Source organism: Lutaonella thermophila (genome assembly GCF_055387725.1).
In genome coordinates this window covers 493,409-508,774 of sequence record NZ_AP043783.1, presented here as the reverse complement: position 1 = coordinate 508,774, position 15,366 = coordinate 493,409, and the positions used below count along the sequence as shown (strand labels likewise).

Annotated in this window: 17 protein-coding genes; 10 read left to right on the top strand and 7 right to left on the bottom strand. The window is 35.4% G+C overall.

Annotation, left to right across the window (positions count from 1 at the left end):
* Positions 1 to 8 precede the first annotated feature (8 nt).
* The 3 genes from ACZ5CF_RS02315 (at position 9) to ACZ5CF_RS02305 (ending at position 3,562) form a co-directional block, all read left to right on the top strand.
* Complete coding sequence (locus ACZ5CF_RS02315) at positions 9 to 788, top strand: enoyl-CoA hydratase/isomerase family protein (protein WP_464580114.1); 780 nt, start codon at positions 9 to 11, stop codon at positions 786 to 788.
* Positions 789 to 868: 80 nt separating this feature from the next.
* A complete protein-coding gene (locus ACZ5CF_RS02310; protein WP_464580113.1) occupies positions 869 to 2,419 on the top strand; it encodes a hypothetical protein in 1,551 nt (516 codons plus the stop codon).
* 69 nt (positions 2,420 to 2,488) lie between these two features.
* Complete coding sequence (locus tag ACZ5CF_RS02305) at positions 2,489 to 3,562, top strand: PA0069 family radical SAM protein (RefSeq protein ID WP_464580111.1); 1,074 nt, start codon at positions 2,489 to 2,491, stop codon at positions 3,560 to 3,562.
* Here ACZ5CF_RS02305 and ACZ5CF_RS02300 read toward each other — a convergent pair.
* The 4 genes from ACZ5CF_RS02300 to ACZ5CF_RS02285 form a co-directional block, all read right to left on the bottom strand.
* On the bottom strand, positions 3,554 to 4,012 hold the full coding sequence (locus tag ACZ5CF_RS02300; protein ID WP_464580110.1) for a GNAT family N-acetyltransferase: 459 nt from the start codon (positions 4,010 to 4,012) through the stop codon (positions 3,554 to 3,556). The two genes, ACZ5CF_RS02305 and ACZ5CF_RS02300, sit on opposite strands and share 9 nt — an antisense overlap.
* Positions 3,999 to 4,652, bottom strand: a complete 654-nt coding sequence (locus ACZ5CF_RS02295; RefSeq protein ID WP_464580109.1) for an HD domain-containing protein — start codon at positions 4,650 to 4,652, stop codon at positions 3,999 to 4,001. The genes ACZ5CF_RS02300 and ACZ5CF_RS02295 overlap by 14 nt, the downstream gene beginning before the upstream one ends.
* Entirely contained in the window at positions 4,649 to 5,386 is a 738-nt protein-coding gene (locus ACZ5CF_RS02290; protein WP_464580107.1) for a lysophospholipid acyltransferase family protein, read from the bottom strand. Before ACZ5CF_RS02290 ends, ACZ5CF_RS02295 begins: the two co-directional genes overlap by 4 nt.
* 69 nt (positions 5,387 to 5,455) lie before the next feature.
* On the bottom strand, positions 5,456 to 5,866 hold the full coding sequence (locus tag ACZ5CF_RS02285; protein WP_464580106.1) for a BrxA/BrxB family bacilliredoxin: 411 nt from the start codon (positions 5,864 to 5,866) through the stop codon (positions 5,456 to 5,458).
* 161 nt (positions 5,867 to 6,027) lie between these two features.
* Here ACZ5CF_RS02285 and ACZ5CF_RS02280 point away from each other — a divergent pair, with 161 nt between their 5' ends.
* The 4 genes from ACZ5CF_RS02280 (at position 6,028) to ACZ5CF_RS02265 (ending at position 9,506) form a co-directional block, all read left to right on the top strand.
* Positions 6,028 to 6,750 (top strand): TerB family tellurite resistance protein, encoded by a 723-nt coding sequence (locus ACZ5CF_RS02280; protein ID WP_464580105.1) that lies wholly within the window; start codon positions 6,028 to 6,030, stop codon positions 6,748 to 6,750.
* Between the two features lie 51 nt (positions 6,751 to 6,801).
* Entirely contained in the window at positions 6,802 to 7,383 is a 582-nt protein-coding gene (locus ACZ5CF_RS02275; RefSeq protein WP_464580103.1) for a HupE/UreJ family protein, read from the top strand.
* Positions 7,384 to 7,449: 66 nt separating this feature from the next.
* Positions 7,450 to 7,881, top strand: coding sequence for a deoxycytidylate deaminase (locus tag ACZ5CF_RS02270; protein WP_464580102.1), 432 nt, complete (start codon positions 7,450 to 7,452; stop codon positions 7,879 to 7,881).
* A gap of 17 nt (positions 7,882 to 7,898) precedes the next feature.
* Positions 7,899 to 9,506, top strand: a complete 1,608-nt coding sequence (locus ACZ5CF_RS02265) for a S41 family peptidase (RefSeq protein WP_464580101.1) — start codon at positions 7,899 to 7,901, stop codon at positions 9,504 to 9,506.
* On the opposite strand, the gene ACZ5CF_RS02260 is transcribed toward ACZ5CF_RS02265, so the two are convergent.
* From ACZ5CF_RS02260 to ACZ5CF_RS02250, 3 genes are read right to left on the bottom strand one after another with little or no spacing between them, the layout of a single operon-like run.
* A complete protein-coding gene (locus ACZ5CF_RS02260) occupies positions 9,499 to 10,107 on the bottom strand; it encodes an FAD-dependent oxidoreductase (RefSeq protein ID WP_464580100.1) in 609 nt (202 codons plus the stop codon). The genes ACZ5CF_RS02265 and ACZ5CF_RS02260 overlap by 8 nt on opposite strands.
* Positions 10,107 to 10,307, bottom strand: coding sequence for a hypothetical protein (locus ACZ5CF_RS02255; RefSeq protein WP_464580099.1), 201 nt, complete (start codon positions 10,305 to 10,307; stop codon positions 10,107 to 10,109). Before ACZ5CF_RS02255 ends, ACZ5CF_RS02260 begins: the two co-directional genes overlap by 1 nt.
* Before the next feature lie 13 nt (positions 10,308 to 10,320).
* Positions 10,321 to 10,893: a MarC family protein gene (locus tag ACZ5CF_RS02250; RefSeq protein WP_464580098.1), complete on the bottom strand. Its 573-nt coding sequence runs from the start codon at positions 10,891 to 10,893 to the stop codon at positions 10,321 to 10,323.
* Positions 10,894 to 11,005: 112 nt separating this feature from the next.
* On the opposite strand from ACZ5CF_RS02250, the gene ACZ5CF_RS02245 reads away from it, so the two are divergent.
* The 3 genes from ACZ5CF_RS02245 to ACZ5CF_RS02235 all read left to right on the top strand — a co-directional run bounded on the left by ACZ5CF_RS02245 (position 11,006) and on the right by ACZ5CF_RS02235 (position 15,346).
* The gene (locus ACZ5CF_RS02245; protein ID WP_464580097.1) at positions 11,006 to 11,581 is read left to right on the top strand and encodes a DUF3109 family protein; all 576 of its coding nucleotides are present in this window, start codon (positions 11,006 to 11,008) and stop codon (positions 11,579 to 11,581) included.
* 224 nt (positions 11,582 to 11,805) lie between these two features.
* On the top strand, positions 11,806 to 12,786 hold the full coding sequence (locus tag ACZ5CF_RS02240; RefSeq protein ID WP_464580096.1) for a ribonucleotide-diphosphate reductase subunit beta: 981 nt from the start codon (positions 11,806 to 11,808) through the stop codon (positions 12,784 to 12,786).
* A gap of 112 nt (positions 12,787 to 12,898) precedes the next feature.
* A complete protein-coding gene (locus ACZ5CF_RS02235; protein ID WP_464580095.1) occupies positions 12,899 to 15,346 on the top strand; it encodes a ribonucleoside-diphosphate reductase subunit alpha in 2,448 nt (815 codons plus the stop codon).
* Positions 15,347 to 15,366 lie beyond the last annotated feature (20 nt).

Here is a 15,366-nt window from a genome sequence, read left to right as displayed (position 1 = left end):
TACTAACAATGAGCTTTAATAATATTCTAATAACTACAGACAACCAAATTGCTGTTGTAACTATTAACAGGCCCAAAAAACTAAACGCTTTAAACAGAGAAACTATACAAGAGCTTCATCAAGCGTTTTCAGATTTAGATAACAATAATGATGTTAAATGCATTATTGTTACAGGAAGCGGAGAGAAAGCTTTTGTTGCCGGAGCAGACATCTCTGAATTTGCTCATTTTTCTATCACAGAAGGAGAACAACTAGCTAAAAACGGACAAGAATTATTGTTTGATTTTGTTGAAAATTTATCAACTCCTGTAATTGCAGCTGTAAACGGTTTTGCGCTTGGAGGCGGATTAGAGCTGGCCATGTCATGCCATTTTAGAGTAGCAAGTAATAATGCAAAAATGGGTCTTCCGGAAGTTTCTTTAGGAGTAATTCCGGGGTATGGCGGAACCCAAAGATTACCACAGCTTATAGGAAAAGGTAGAGCGATGGAGCTTATAATGACTGCCCAAATGATAGATGCAGAGAAAGCATTAAACTATGGGCTGGTAAACCATGTTGTACCGCAAGAAGAACTGTTAGATTTTTGTAAAAACATTGCTCAAAAAGTGGTTAGTAATTCGCCGGTAGCTATAAGTTACGCCATTAAAGCCGTAAATGCCGGATTTAACAGAGAAGGCTATACTGCAGAAATTAAAGCCTTTGGTGAATGTTTTGGTACAGCCGATTTTAAAGAAGGTACTACAGCTTTTTTAGAAAAACGCAAGGCTAATTTTCCTGGTAAACAATAAACTATTTACATAATATTTACGTTTACATTAAGGGTTAGGCAATGTTGTCTAACTCTTAGTGCTTAATACCCTACCGTGTTATGAAAAAACTTAGCCTTATTTTGCTTTTGTGCCTATTTAGTAGCCAAATTACAGCTCAGAAATTGCAAATATCTTACACTAAAAGCGAGGTATACAAAGACCGCTATAAGTACTCTACAATTGTAAATAGTTATGAAACTAAAGAGGGAGATATTGTAATTGTAAGAGCCATATACGGAGGGATTATTTTAAGGCCTAAAGGATATTTTATTGAGCGATACGACAACAATTTAAATTTAATTAACGAATACAAATATGAGCCCAATAAAACACAAGTATTAGGAACTCAATTTAGTAATAATAGATTGCATTTTATAGAGTTTTTTTACGATAAAAAAATGCTCTCTTATACGTACCTGGCTAACAGTACAAGTTTAGATTCTATTAGTTTTATTCCCAGAAAATTAGTTTCTGTTAGGGCCAATAAAGAAGAAAAAATTAATGTGTTAGATGTTAAGAGTGATGAGTTTAACACTAACTTTCAAACGCAACTACTAATACATCCAAAAACACAACAAGTGGTGATTTGGGTTAACAATAAACAAAAAGAGTATGCAATGCAGAAAGCTTTTTGTTTTGATAGCAATCTTAACCTAAAATTTGAAGCAGATTTACAAGGAAAACTAAGCAACAAGAATTTAGTATTCGAAAATTTTACATGGCATCCAAACAATAAAGAAGTTTACTTGCTGGCTAAGGCACATTTTATTAGAAAAAAACGTTCTGAAGGAACATTAGGTCGTTACCAATACGAGCTTTATAAAGTTGCCGATAATCAATTATTACAGCAAAACTTTGGCTTTCCTGATTTTCAGTTAGCATCCCTTAAAACTACATTTACAAATAACAAATTGGTTGCCTTGGGCTTTTATTCTAAAAGAGGAGGTAACAGGTATAACGGGGTTTCTTATTTTCAAATAAATCCTTCAAACCTTTCCTTATTAAGCCAAAAAAACATTCCGTTTTCAGAGCAGTTTATGATAGATAAATATGGGGTTGCAAAAAACAAAGAAATAGATAATTTACTGTTTAGAAACTTGCTGGAACCCCCCAATGGCGACTTAATAATTACAGCCGAAGAGTATTATTACACCAAAAACTATCAAACAAACTCAAGTGGTTCTGGTATGTGGGTGTACAGGCATCATTACAATGATATTATTTGTGTTAAAGTGTCTGGTAATGGTAATTTAAAGTGGGCCAGAAATATTAACAAAAAAGAAGTTACAACCGGAGACGAAGCTTACGTATCTTACACAACAATGCTTGCTAACCAAGATGTTTTGTTTTTTATTAATTCTGGAGAGCAACCTCAAAAACTATCTAATAACAGATTACTGTTTAGAGAAAGTTATACCAGAACTCCAGATGTATTTGCTGTTAAACTTAATGAACAAGGAGATTTAACCTATAAAAAAGTGCTGGAAGAAGACGATGCTGCAGCACCGTTAATGGTTTCTAGAGCACTTATAAGCAAGCAAGAAAAGGCAGTATATTTTTTAGCAAGACGCGGAAGCAGGAAACAGCTTTTTAAGATTACCTTGCCTTAGCTTTTTAACATTTTGCCACTAAAATACGCCTATATATTTTAGTAACTTTGATACTGAGTAATTGGCAAAGTGGCAGATAAAAACTACATAAAAGGAAGAGGTGCACAGCGTAATGTGCCCAACAGATTTTCTGAAAACTCTCACGAATTAAGAGCTGATTTTTTAGAATATTGCCACAAAGAAGGAGAACAATCACAAAGTAATAAAACACAATACATACCTGTTTTCCCTAAAACTATTGTTAATAAAGTAGATAGCCCGGATGTTGGAATGATGTACTCCATGAATCCTTACCAAGGTTGCGAACATGGGTGTGTATATTGTTATGCTCGCAATGCGCATGAGTTTTGGGGTTACAGTGCAGGATTGGATTTTGAGCGTAAAATTTTAATCAAAAAAAATGCTCCATACTTATTAGAGCAAAAACTAAAAAGTAAAAAATGGAAAGCGCACCCTATTGTGCTTTCCGGAAATACAGATTGCTACCAACCTGCCGAGCAGAAATTTAAACTTACAAGAGCGTGTTTAGAGGTGTTTTTAAAATACAAACATCCGGTAGCCATAATCACCAAAAACGCATATATTTTAAGAGACTTAGATGTTTTAAAAGAACTAAATAAAGATGGTTTAATTGCCGTAAATATTTCGGTTACTTCGTTGTCTGAAGAAACCCGCAGAATTTTAGAGCCCAGAACAGCCAGTATTAAAAAAAGGTTAGAAACCATTAAAAAATTATCAGAAAACGGTATTCCGGTTAATGCAATGTTGGCCCCAATAATACCGGCCATTAACAGTCATGAAATTTTGCCTATGGCAAAAGCTGTTGCAGATAATGGAGCATTATCTTTTGGGTTTACAGTAGTTAGATTAAATGGAGCTATAGGAGATATTTTTGCAGATTGGATTAAAAAAACACTTCCGGATAGAGCTCAAAAAGTGCTACATCAAATTCAAGAGTGTCATGGAGGCACATTAAATGATAGTAGATTTAGACTCAGAAATAGAGGCGAAGGTAAAATAGCCGAGCAAATACATGCTATGGTTAAGTTGGCTAAGCAAAAGTATTTTAAGAATAAGAAAATGCCACTACTAAACACAGCTTTACATGAGCAATACAAAGACGGGCAGTTAAAACTATTCTAAAACTTTCTCAAAAACAACTTTTGTTTGTCCGCTATCGTTAGTATAAACTTTTATAATATTAAAACCGTTTTTTAGGTTTAAAATCATCATGGGTTTAAAACGGTTCATAGATTTAGTTTGAATACTTTTAAACCCTTGCTTTCTTACCCATTGCTCTTGTGTTAAAGCTAAAGTTTTACCAATGCCTTTTTCTCTAAAACTTTCATCTACACCACCTATCCAGCTATAAAAAACAAGTTTGTTTTTGGGATATCCAATTTTAAATCCAACTAACTTATTATTATAATAAGCAAGAACACTAAAAAGGTTGGGATTTTCTTGTATTCTTTTGTAAAAGAAGGACACATCGGCATCATTAAAAATAGCAGTGTACAACAAAACTATTTCAGAGAGTAGTTGTGCGTTGGGAACTCCTTTTATGGTCTTGTATGTAATGTTATCGTTCTCCATTCCATTCAGCATAAAACTGCTCAAGAAAATGTTCCATGAAAGCGTGGCGTTGTAGTGCGAGTTTCTGACCGGTTTTAGTGTTCATTCTATCTTTTAGCAGCAGCAACTTTTCATAAAAATGATTAATGGTGGGCGATGAAGATTTTTTATACTCTTCTTTACTCATATTTAATTTAGGCGCTATTGCAGGATCATATAGCTTACGATTTTTAAAACCTCCGTAATTAAAAGCGCGAGCAATACCGATTGCTCCTATGGCATCAAGCCTGTCTGCATCTTGCACAACATCAAGCTCTTTCGATGCAAAAGTACGGGATGTATTACCGCCTTTAAATGATACGTTTTCTATTATTGCTACAACATGGTCTGTAATAGCATTTGCAACACCTAAAGAATGTAAAAAGGCACGTGCTTTTTTAGGACCAACTGTTTCATCACCATCATGAAATTTACTATCGGCAATATCGTGTAATAAGGCTCCTAACCCAACAATTAACGGATCTGCTTGCTCATCTTTTGCAATTAACATGGCATTTTTAAAAACACGTTCTATATGAAACCAATCGTGTCCGCCTTCTGCATTTTCCAATGTTTTTTTTACAAAAGCAATAGTTTTTTCAATTATTTCAGAATTGGTCATACTTTCACAGCTTGGGTTATTGTTTTTTCAACAGTTTTTATAAGTTCTATTGGATTGTTGTACTGGGCAACCACTAATGGTTTATGAACAGTAAAAGTAATTAGGTTTCCAATTCCCATAGGGAATTTACCATATTGTAACGTTTTCCAAGAATTATTTATAGTAATAGGCACCACTAAAGCATTGGGCATTTTCTCAAACAATGTTTTTAAACCACCCACCTGAAAGGGTTTTGGCTTACCGGTACGGCTTCTTGTTCCTTCAGGAAATATTACTACAGATCGGCAATGCTTTTCGGCATAATCTGCTAAATTTTTAATAGCGGTAATGGCTTGTTCAGGATTTTTTCTATCGATTAAAGCAGAGCCTCCATGGCGTAAATTAAACGATACACTCGGAATGCCTTTACCGAGTTCTTTTTTGCTTATAAACTTAGGATGATGCTTTCTCATGTACCATATTATAGGAGGGATATCGTACATGCTTTGGTGGTTGGCAACAATAATCAGAGGCTTATTGGTTGGTAGCTTGTGTTTATTAAAAAATACAACTCTTGTGCCTAATAAAAGCAAGCATTGGGTTAAAAAAAAGTTTAATATATCTACACTTTTTTTATGAGCCTGATACCCAAAAAGTTTTAAGCATAACCATTGTATAGGATGAAAAAGAACCAACAACAAGCCAAAAACTAAATAGTATAAAGTGGCTAGTAAATAGGCGATAGCTTTTTTCATTTTTTTAAAAAAGAAACCTCTGAAATGGCAGCTCCAGAGGTTTACATATAAAGACAGGTAAAATTTAGTTTAACAGTGTTCGTTATATGCCTCCATTAAATTTTCGGCAATTAGTTCTGCAGGACGTCCTTCTATATGATGGCGCTCTAGCATATGTACCAACTCACCATCTTTAAACAAAGCAATACTTGGCGATGATGGCGGAAACGGAACCATATAGCTTCTGGCTCTTTCGGTAGCTTCTTTATCTACTCCTGCAAAAACAGTTACTAAATAATCTGGTTTTTTATTGTTTTGTAAACTCATACGAGCGCCCGGACGAGCGTTGGCAGCAGCACATCCGCAAACAGAGTTAACCATAACTAAAGTAGTTCCTTTTTGTGCTAATGCTTGGTCTACTTCTTCGGGAGTGTGCAACTCTTTAAAACCAACAGCAGTTAGGTCTTCTCGCATTGGTTTTACTAATTCGGCTGGATACATAATTCATTTTTTTATAAGTAGTGCAAAGATACAAAATTGAGGGCATATTTAAGGCTATTTGCAACTGTAATAAAAAGGATAAAACATAAAGCCTTTGTACAGACGCTTTAGGTATTAATTTAACCAAGGCAAAACAGTATATTTGCGCTAAAATTTATAGCATGATTAGGTGGTTTTTGGCCTTAATTGGTTATTTGTTGTTTAGATTTCCCGGAGCTATTATAGGTTTTTTTATTGGAAGTTTTTTTGACGATAATAAAAGCAGTTACACATCGGTTTTTGGCACACAAAGGCAAACGGTTTCTCAATCAGAATTCGAGCTTAATTTACTCTCTTTATGCTCTATTGTAATTAAAGCCGATGGTAAAGCAACTCAAACAGAGTTAGATTTTGTACGTCAGTATTTTGTAGCTTCATACGGTAAAGAGCGTGCAAATCATGTGTTTAGAATTTTTAATGAAGTAGTAAAAAAACAAGGAGTTTCTGCCGCAGAAATTTGCGCCTTTTTTAGACAAAGAACTCGTTATGAAGTACGGTTGCAATTATTACACTTTTTATTTGGCATAGCACAAGCAGATGGTAAAGTAACACAAGCAGAAATAGATAAAATTCAGGAATTAGCAGGTTACTTGCGCATAGGGCATCATGATTTTGAGAGTATAAAAGCCATGTTTGTTAAAGCAGCAGACAATGCGTATAAAATTCTTGAAGTAAGCCCCGATGCTACAAATGCTGAGATTAAAAAAGCATACAGAACCATGGTTAAAAAATACCATCCGGATAAAGTTCAAAGTCAAGATGAAGCCATAAAAAAAGGAGCCGAAGAGAAATTTAAAGAAGTTCAAAAAGCCTACGAAGAAATACAGCGAGAACGAGGTTTTTAATTTCTTAAATATATTGTAAGTTTGAAACTCCTCAAACTAAAAAAATTAAACATGTCTCAATTTTGGCTTTATTTTAAGTTAGGACTCAACCACGTACTAGATCTTAATGCCTACGATCACATTCTATTTTTATTAGCACTAACTGTGCCCTATGCATTTAAAGATTGGAAGAGGGTACTTATACTAGTGTCTATATTTACGCTTGGGCATACGCTTTCTTTGTTTTTATCGGTATATAAAATTGTAACTATTAATGCTACTTTAATAGAGTTTTTAATACCGGTTACCATTTTTGCAACAGCCTTGTATAATATTGTAACAGCCCGTAAAAAAAATAATGAAACTTTGGCTATGGCTTTTGTGTTTACATTGTTTTTTGGGCTAATTCATGGTTTTGGATTTTCTAACTACTTTAAACAAATTATTGCCGGCGAAGAAAGCAAAGCATTACCGTTAATTGAGTTTGCGTTAGGAATAGAAGTAGCACAAATAGTAATTGTACTGCTTACGCTATTGATAGGGTTTATTTTTCAGAATATATTTAGAGTTACCAGAAGAGATTGGATTTTAATTGTCTCTGCTATTATAATTGGTATTGTTATACCAATGCTGCAAAATACCTATCCGTATTAGTTTTAGCTTAAAATTAACGTGAAAAGGGTTGCTACACAAACACAAACCCGTTATATTCGTTATCAGATGTCGCAAAAAAAACAAGAACGTTACGATAAGGCCTATTTACGAATGGCCTCAGAGTGGGGAAAACTATCGTACTGTAAAAGAAAACAGGTTGGAGCCATAATTGTAAAAGATCGCATGATTATATCAGACGGTTACAATGGTACGCCAACAGGTTTTGAAAACATTTGTGAAGACGAAGAAGGGTATACCAAATGGTATGTGCTTCATGCAGAGGCAAACGCAATTTTAAAAGTGGCAGCCTCTACCCAATCTTGCGAAGGCGCAACGCTTTACATAACGTTATCGCCATGCAAAGAGTGTAGCAAATTAGTACATCAGGCCGGAATAAAACGTGTGGTGTATCAAAATGCTTATAAAGACGACTCCGGATTACAATTTCTTAAAAAAGCCGGCGTTCAATTAACACATATCCCTAACTTAGACGATTAGGGTTAGTTTTACATTATATGCCTAAAAATAAAAACTATTTACTTCCTTTTTTATTAGCTGCAGCAATTGCAGCCGGAATTTTTATTGGCGGAAAGTTAAATTTTAATGATCGTCCGGAACGCTTTTTTTCTATCTCTACCAATTCTAAAAAAGATAAACTTAATAGGTTAATAGATTATATAGATCATGAATATGTAGATGATGTTAACACCGATAGCATTGTAGATGTTACCGTAAATAATATTTTAGAAAAGCTAGACCCACATTCTGTTTATATACCAAAAAGCGAAATGCAGCAGGTAAATGAGAGCATGAAAGGAGACTTTGTAGGAATAGGCATTAGTTTTTATATGTATAAGGACACCTTGGCGGTCATCAGACCCTTAGAAGGCGGACCAAGTATAAAAGCAGGTATTTTACCAGGCGATAGAATAATGATTGCAAATGGCGACACCCTTTTTAATAAAAACATAGAGAGTGAAGAAGTTATTCGGAAACTAAAAGGACTACCTAATACTCCGGTTACATTAAAGGTTTATAGAAAGAAAGAAAATAAATGGTTAACCTTTAATATAAAACGAGGTGAGGTTCCCATAAAAAGTGTAGATGCATACTATATGCTGTCAGATAAATTAGGGTACATTAGTATTAATAGGTTTGCAGAATCTACCTATAGAGAGTTTAAAGAAGCACTAAACATTTTACAACAGCAAGGGGCTGTACAATTAGCGTTAGATTTAAGAGATAATCCCGGAGGATATTTAGGGGTTGCAGAGCAAATTGCAGACGAATTTTTAGAAGACGGTAAGCTTATACTGTTTACTAAAAATAAAAAAGGAACCATAGAAAAAACCTTTGCTACAGAAAAAGGAGATTTTGAAAATGGCGAGGTGTTTGTGTTACTAAACGAGAACTCCGCCTCTGCAAGCGAAATTGTAGCCGGAGCACTCCAAGATAACGATGTAGGCACAATAGTTGGCAGAAGATCATTTGGTAAAGGATTGGTGCAGCGCGAAATGGCATTACCCGATGGTTCTGCAGTAAGGTTAACAATTTCTCGTTATTATACACCAACAGGAAGATCAATACAAAGACCATACAGTAATGGCACCGAAGAGTATTATAATGATTTTCATAACCGATACACTAACGGTGAGATGAAATCTGTTGATAGTATTCAACTACCTGATTCTTTAAAATTTACTACACCCAAAGGAAAAACGGTGTATGGCGGTGGAGGGATTATTCCTGATGTGTTCGTGCCAGCCAATAAAACCCGAACACAACGCTATATGGATACCATTTTTGAATCGGGTATAATGGGCTATTTTATTTTTGAACATTTAGATGCTAATAGAGACTTATACGCAGGGTATACTCCTAATGAGTTTTTGTTAAATTTTGAAACTTCTCAAGAATTAGTTAATGCATTTATAGCCTATGCAAAAAGTAGTGGTTTAAACATAAACTTTAACCCTTATAAAGAAAGTTTACGCAAACACATAAAAGCATCATTAGCCGAACAACTTTTTGGTACTAACTTGGCTAACAGAATTCGTAACCAAGATGATAATGTTATTCGTAGAGTTTTAGAACTTAGCGTTAATGATGATTTAGTTAATTAACAACCTTATCATGAACCTTGGTGTGCTTACCGTTGTTCCATTCGGTTAAAATATCTGTTGCTACTTGTGCACCACTTCCTGCTGCAATAGCAAACTGACTTCTACCTCCGGCCAAAGTACCTGCAACATAAATACCGTCTGTAACTTTATAGTTTTCGTTTGTAAGCTGAATACGTTCTTTACTGGGCTCAGATAGTTTGTGGGGCACTACGTATTGCGTAAGTCCATCTATAGCAAAAAACTTAGTATACCCAACAGCTACAACAATACATTTTGCGGTATAGCTGTTTTTGTTGGTAGTAACTGTAAAGTTGGGAGCTTGTCCGGATACTGAAATTACTTTTTCTTTTTCTATTTGTACTACATGCGGATATAAATTGGCCAGCTGTTGTTTGCCTTGTTCTAATATTTGCTTGCCGGTTGTTCCGGGAGCCAGTCCTAAAACATTATTAAACAAAGCGTTTTGTAAGTGCGATGCCTTTTGGTGCATTATAATGCCAATTTTTTTTCCTTCGGCGTAGGGTTTATTTTGGGCAGACCCTAACACTAAAGCGCATTGCATACCTGCAGCACCACCTCCAATAATTAAAACATCAAACATTATTTGTTATTAACTTTATCTTGAATTTTTTTAGATAAGTTTAAAATAACTAATAAAACAATAGCACAAAGGGCAGCAACTACACCAATTATTGCCACAAGGCTATCGCCAACCAAAGGGTTATTAAAGTCTACTAATGTTAAATTATAAGCTATTAAACCTATTCCTAAAAGTATTAATATGGCTGTAAATGTTTTCATGAATATATATGGGTTAAAACAGAGCGGCAATATTAGCAGCAAATAGTTTTACGGCAATTGCTAATAAAACAACTCCAAATATTTTTCTAATTACACCTAATCCTGATTTTCCAAGGAATTTTTCAATTTTCCCCGACGATTTTAAAACAATGTAAACAATTATAATATTAATAATTATTGCAACAATTATATTCTCTACATCATATTCTGCTCGTAATGCTAACAAAGATGTCATGGTTCCTGCTCCGGCAATTAACGGAAAAGCAATGGGCACAATCGATGCTGTTTCTGGAGCATCGTCTCTGTACAGGGTAATACCTAAAATCATTTCTAAAGCCAGAAAAAACAGTACAAACGAACCCGCAACAGCAAACGAGTTTACGTCAATTCCAATCAGTTTTAAAATCTCTTCACCTACAAACAAAAAAGCAACCATAATAGAAGCAGCAACAATTGATGCTTTGCCCGATTCTATACGACCTACTTTTTTGCGTAAGCTTACAATAATAGGGATGCTTCCAAAAATATCTATAATAGCAAACAGCACCATTCCCGACGATATGATTTGTTTTAAATCTAAATTCATTTTGAAAGCCTTTTATTTTGGGCGCAAAAATACTAATATCTAAACGTTTACACAGCATTATGCCGTTAAAATTGATTGTGTTTTCTAAGATTAAAAAAGATATCTTTGCGCCATGTTTCAGTTAAAGCATACCATAGTTTCTGAAGAGATTTTAGAGAACGATTTTGTGTGTAATTTAAATGCATGCAAAGGCGCTTGTTGTGTTGAAGGTGAGGCGGGCGCTCCGCTAGATGAAGAAGAAACCAAAACACTCGAAAAGTTATATCCTGCCATTAAACCGTTTTTAAGAGAAGAAGGCATAAAAGCCATAGAGGAGCAAGGAACTTGGGTTACCGGATTAGACGGTGAGCCCGAAACACCTTTAGTAAACGGGAGTGAATGTGCCTATGTGGTTTTTAACGACAGCGGAATTGCTAAATGCGGTATAGAAGAAGCTTACAATGCAGACAAAATAAGTTTTAAAAAACCAATATCGTGTCATCTATATCCGGTTAGAATAAAAAAGTATGCGTCGTTTGCTGCTGTAAATTATCATCAGTGGCATATTTGTAATGACGCGTGTACATTGGGCACATCGCTACAAGTTCCAATCTACAAATTTGTAAAAGAGGCTTTAATTAGAAAATTTGGCGAAGATTGGTATAACCAGTTAGAGCAAGTAGCTAAAGAGCTTAAAAAAAACGAATAATTATTTGGTAAAAAGGTTTTAGTTAATTGTTTTTCAAAAAAGTAAAAAACAATTTCTTGCCTATCCCAATACCTACAATAGCTCATTGCACATTTCAACAATTTGTGAAAAACTTTATCGGTAAAAACAAAAAACTGCCTTTCAATTTTGTTGGCAATTTTAAATCTTTGTTAGTCCCAAGCAATCCCAAAAAGAGTAACACTAACCCCTTAAAATACAAAGAAATGTCAGCTGCAGTAGAACCCATTTTACAAGAAAACAAAGATAGATTTGTACTTTTTCCAATTCAACACCACGATATTTGGGAGTGGTACAAAAAACAAGAAGCCTGTTTTTGGACAGCCGAAGAGATAGATTTACATCAAGATTTAGCTGACTGGAACAACAAATTAACAGACGATGAGCGTTATTTTATAAAGCACATATTAGCGTTTTTTGCTGCTTCTGATGGTATTGTAAATGAAAACTTAGCTGAAAACTTTGTAAACGAAGTACAATATACAGAGGCTAAATTCTTTTACGGGTTTCAGATTATGATGGAGAATATTCATTCAGAAACCTACTCACTACTTATAGATACTTACGTAAAAGACGAGGCAGAAAAAAACACCTTATTTAAAGCCATAGAAAACTTTCCGGCTATTAAGAAAAAAGCAGAGTGGGCTTTACGTTGGATAGAGTCGCCCAGCTTTGCAGAACGTTTAATAGCCTTTGCAGCTGTAGAAGGAATATTTTTCTCTGGTGCATTTTGCTCTATTTTTTGGCTTAAAAAACGTGGTTTAATGCCGGGGTTAACGTTCTCTAACGAGCTAATTTCTAGAGACGAAGGCATGCACTGTGATTTTGCAGTACATCTTCACAATAACCACTTAGTAAATAAAGTACCTAAAGAGCGCATTAAAGAAATTATTATTGATGCGTTAGATATAGAACGTGAATTTATTACAGAATCTCTACCGGTAAGCCTTATTGGAATGAATGCTAAACTCATGACCCAGTATCTTGAGTTTGTAACCGATAGGCTTTTAGTAGAGTTAGGTTGTGAAAAAGAGTATAATGCTACCAACCCGTTTGATTTTATGGATATGATTTCGCTACAAGGAAAAACTAATTTCTTTGAAAAGCGTGTATCAGAATATCAAAAAGCGGGAGTGCTTAACAAAGAGTCTGACGAAAACAAAATTAGTTTCGACGCCGATTTTTAATCAAAAAAATAAATAGCGCCTAACAGGCGTAATTAACCATTAAAAAAAGAAAACTCGGCCCTGGCGGTCAAGGCTGAGCCTACCTAAATATTAACCAAAATAAATGTAGCTTATGTACGTAGTAAAAAGAGACGGCAGAAAAGAGCCCGTAATGTTTGATAAGATAACGGCTCGAATCAGAAAATTATGTTACGGCTTAAATAGCCTGGTAGACCCTGTAAAAGTGGCAATGCGTGTAATTGAAGGATTATACGACGGTGTAACCACTTCTGAATTAGATAATTTGGCTGCCGAAATTGCTGCCACAATGACTACTACACATCCTGATTATGCAAGGCTGGCTGCAAGAATATCGGTTTCTAACTTACATAAAAACACAAAGAAGTCGTTTTCTGAAACCATGACAGATTTGTACAATTATGTAAACCCCAGAACCGGTAAAAAAGCACCATTACTTTCTGACGAGGTGTACAAGGTAATTATGGAGCATGCAGACACCTTAGACTCTACCATAATTTATAACCGCGATTTTGGCTACGATTATTTTGGTTTTAAAACCTTAGAGCGCTCATACCTGCTAAAAATTAATGGTAAAATAGCAGAGCGCCCACAGCATATGCTTATGCGTGTATCGGTTGGAATACATTTAGACGATATAGATAGCGTTATAGAAACGTACGAACTCATGTCTAAAAAGTACTTTACACACGCTACACCAACCTTATTTAACTCGGGGACACCAAAGCCTCAAATGTCGTCTTGCTTTTTATTAACCATGAAAGACGATAGCATTGAGGGTATTTATGATACTTTAAAACAGACCGCAAAAATTTCTCAATCTGCTGGAGGTATTGGCCTTTCTATACACAACATTAGAGCTACAGGAAGCTACATAGCCGGAACCAATGGTACCTCTAACGGAGTTGTACCCATGCTTAGAGTATTTAACGATACAGCGCGTTACGTAGACCAAGGAGGCGGAAAAAGAAAAGGAAGCTTTGCAATTTATGTAGAACCATGGCATGCCGATATTTTTGATTTTCTTGATTTAAAGAAAAACCACGGTAAAGAAGAGATGCGTGCCCGAGATTTGTTTTATGCACTTTGGATTCCGGATTTGTTTATGAAGCGTGTGCAAGAAGACGGACAATGGACTCTAATGTGTCCTAACGAATGTCCGGGGCTATTTGATACCCATAGTGAAGAGTTTGAAGCTCTCTACACCAAATACGAGCAAGAAGGCAAAGGTCGCAAAACCATTAAAGCACGTGAGTTATGGGAGAAAATCCTCGAATCGCAAATAGAAACGGGTACTCCTTACATGTTGTACAAAGATGCAGCAAACAGAAAATCTAACCAGAAAAATTTAGGTACAATACGCTCATCTAACCTATGTACAGAAATAATGGAGTACACTTCGCCAGATGAGGTAGCTGTATGTAATTTGGCTTCTATTGCCTTGCCAATGTTTGTTAAAAATGGCGAGTTTGATCATAAAGAACTCTTTAAAGTAACAAAGCGTGTTACTAAAAACTTAAACCGAGTAATAGATAGAAATTACTATCCGGTAGAAGAAGCAAAGCGCTCTAATATGCGTCATCGTCCGGTTGGTTTAGGTGTTCAAGGATTGGCAGATGCGTTTATTATGCTTCGATTACCATTTACAAGTGATGAGGCTAAAAAACTAAACCAAGATATTTTTGAAACCCTGTATTATGCAGCCGTTACTGCCTCTATGGAAGAAGCTAAAAAAGACGGTCCGTATGAAACATACGAAGGTTCACCAATATCTAAAGGAGAGTTTCAGTTTAATCTTTGGGGAATAAAAGACGAAGACTTAAGCGGAAGATGGGATTGGGGTAAACTCAGAAAGCAAGTGCTTAAACACGGTGTAAGAAACTCATTGTTAGTAGCGCCAATGCCAACAGCATCTACGTCTCAGATACTAGGAAATAATGAATGTTTTGAGCCTTATACCTCTAACATTTATACACGCCGAGTACTCTCTGGAGAGTTTATTGTAGTTAACAAGCACTTGTTAGAAGATTTGGTTAGACTTGGATTGTGGAACGAAGAGCTTAAACAAGAGCTTATGCGCAATAACGGATCGGTGCAAAATATAGATGTAATTCCGCAAGACATTAAAGAATTATATAAAACCGTTTGGGAGTTGAGTATGAAAGACATTATAGATATGTCTCGTCAGCGAGGGTATTTTATAGACCAATCGCAATCACTTAACTTATTCATGGAAAACGCAACCTTTGCAAAGCTTACTTCTATGCATTTTTATGCTTGGAAAAGCGGATTAAAAACAGGTATGTATTACTTAAGAACAAAATCTGCTGTAGATGCTATTAAGTTTACGTTAGATAATACCAAGAAAAAAGAAAAAGTAACCGAAAAGGCACCTACTACTGCAACGGTTGTACAACCTAAAGTAGAACAAGGTAATGCAGCAGGTGAAGTACAACCCCTAACTCCAGAAGAGCTTAAAGAAATGATAGCTCGTTCTAAAGAAAGCCAAGGGGAAGACGATTGTCTTATGTGTGGCTCATAATAAAACTTCACACCTAAAAC

Coding starts and splice junctions, on each gene's coding strand:
- ACZ5CF_RS02315 (WP_464580114.1), top strand. CDS start 9: ATGAGCTTTAATAATATTCTAATAACTACAGACAACCAAATTGCTGTT.
- ACZ5CF_RS02310 (WP_464580113.1), top strand. CDS start 869: ATGAAAAAACTTAGCCTTATTTTGCTTTTGTGCCTATTTAGTAGCCAA.
- ACZ5CF_RS02300 (WP_464580110.1), bottom strand. CDS start 4,012: ATGGAGAACGATAACATTACATACAAGACCATAAAAGGAGTTCCCAAC.
- ACZ5CF_RS02295 (WP_464580109.1), bottom strand. CDS start 4,652: ATGACCAATTCTGAAATAATTGAAAAAACTATTGCTTTTGTAAAAAAA.
- ACZ5CF_RS02290 (WP_464580107.1), bottom strand. CDS start 5,386: ATGAAAAAAGCTATCGCCTATTTACTAGCCACTTTATACTATTTAGTT.
- ACZ5CF_RS02285 (WP_464580106.1), bottom strand. CDS start 5,866: ATGTATCCAGCCGAATTAGTAAAACCAATGCGAGAAGACCTAACTGCT.
- ACZ5CF_RS02280 (WP_464580105.1), top strand. CDS start 6,028: ATGATTAGGTGGTTTTTGGCCTTAATTGGTTATTTGTTGTTTAGATTT.
- ACZ5CF_RS02275 (WP_464580103.1), top strand. CDS start 6,802: ATGTCTCAATTTTGGCTTTATTTTAAGTTAGGACTCAACCACGTACTA.
- ACZ5CF_RS02270 (WP_464580102.1), top strand. CDS start 7,450: ATGTCGCAAAAAAAACAAGAACGTTACGATAAGGCCTATTTACGAATG.
- ACZ5CF_RS02265 (WP_464580101.1), top strand. CDS start 7,899: ATGCCTAAAAATAAAAACTATTTACTTCCTTTTTTATTAGCTGCAGCA.
- ACZ5CF_RS02260 (WP_464580100.1), bottom strand. CDS start 10,107: ATGTTTGATGTTTTAATTATTGGAGGTGGTGCTGCAGGTATGCAATGC.
- ACZ5CF_RS02255 (WP_464580099.1), bottom strand. CDS start 10,307: ATGAAAACATTTACAGCCATATTAATACTTTTAGGAATAGGTTTAATA.
- ACZ5CF_RS02250 (WP_464580098.1), bottom strand. CDS start 10,893: ATGAATTTAGATTTAAAACAAATCATATCGTCGGGAATGGTGCTGTTT.
- ACZ5CF_RS02245 (WP_464580097.1), top strand. CDS start 11,006: ATGTTTCAGTTAAAGCATACCATAGTTTCTGAAGAGATTTTAGAGAAC.
- ACZ5CF_RS02240 (WP_464580096.1), top strand. CDS start 11,806: ATGTCAGCTGCAGTAGAACCCATTTTACAAGAAAACAAAGATAGATTT.
- ACZ5CF_RS02235 (WP_464580095.1), top strand. CDS start 12,899: ATGTACGTAGTAAAAAGAGACGGCAGAAAAGAGCCCGTAATGTTTGAT.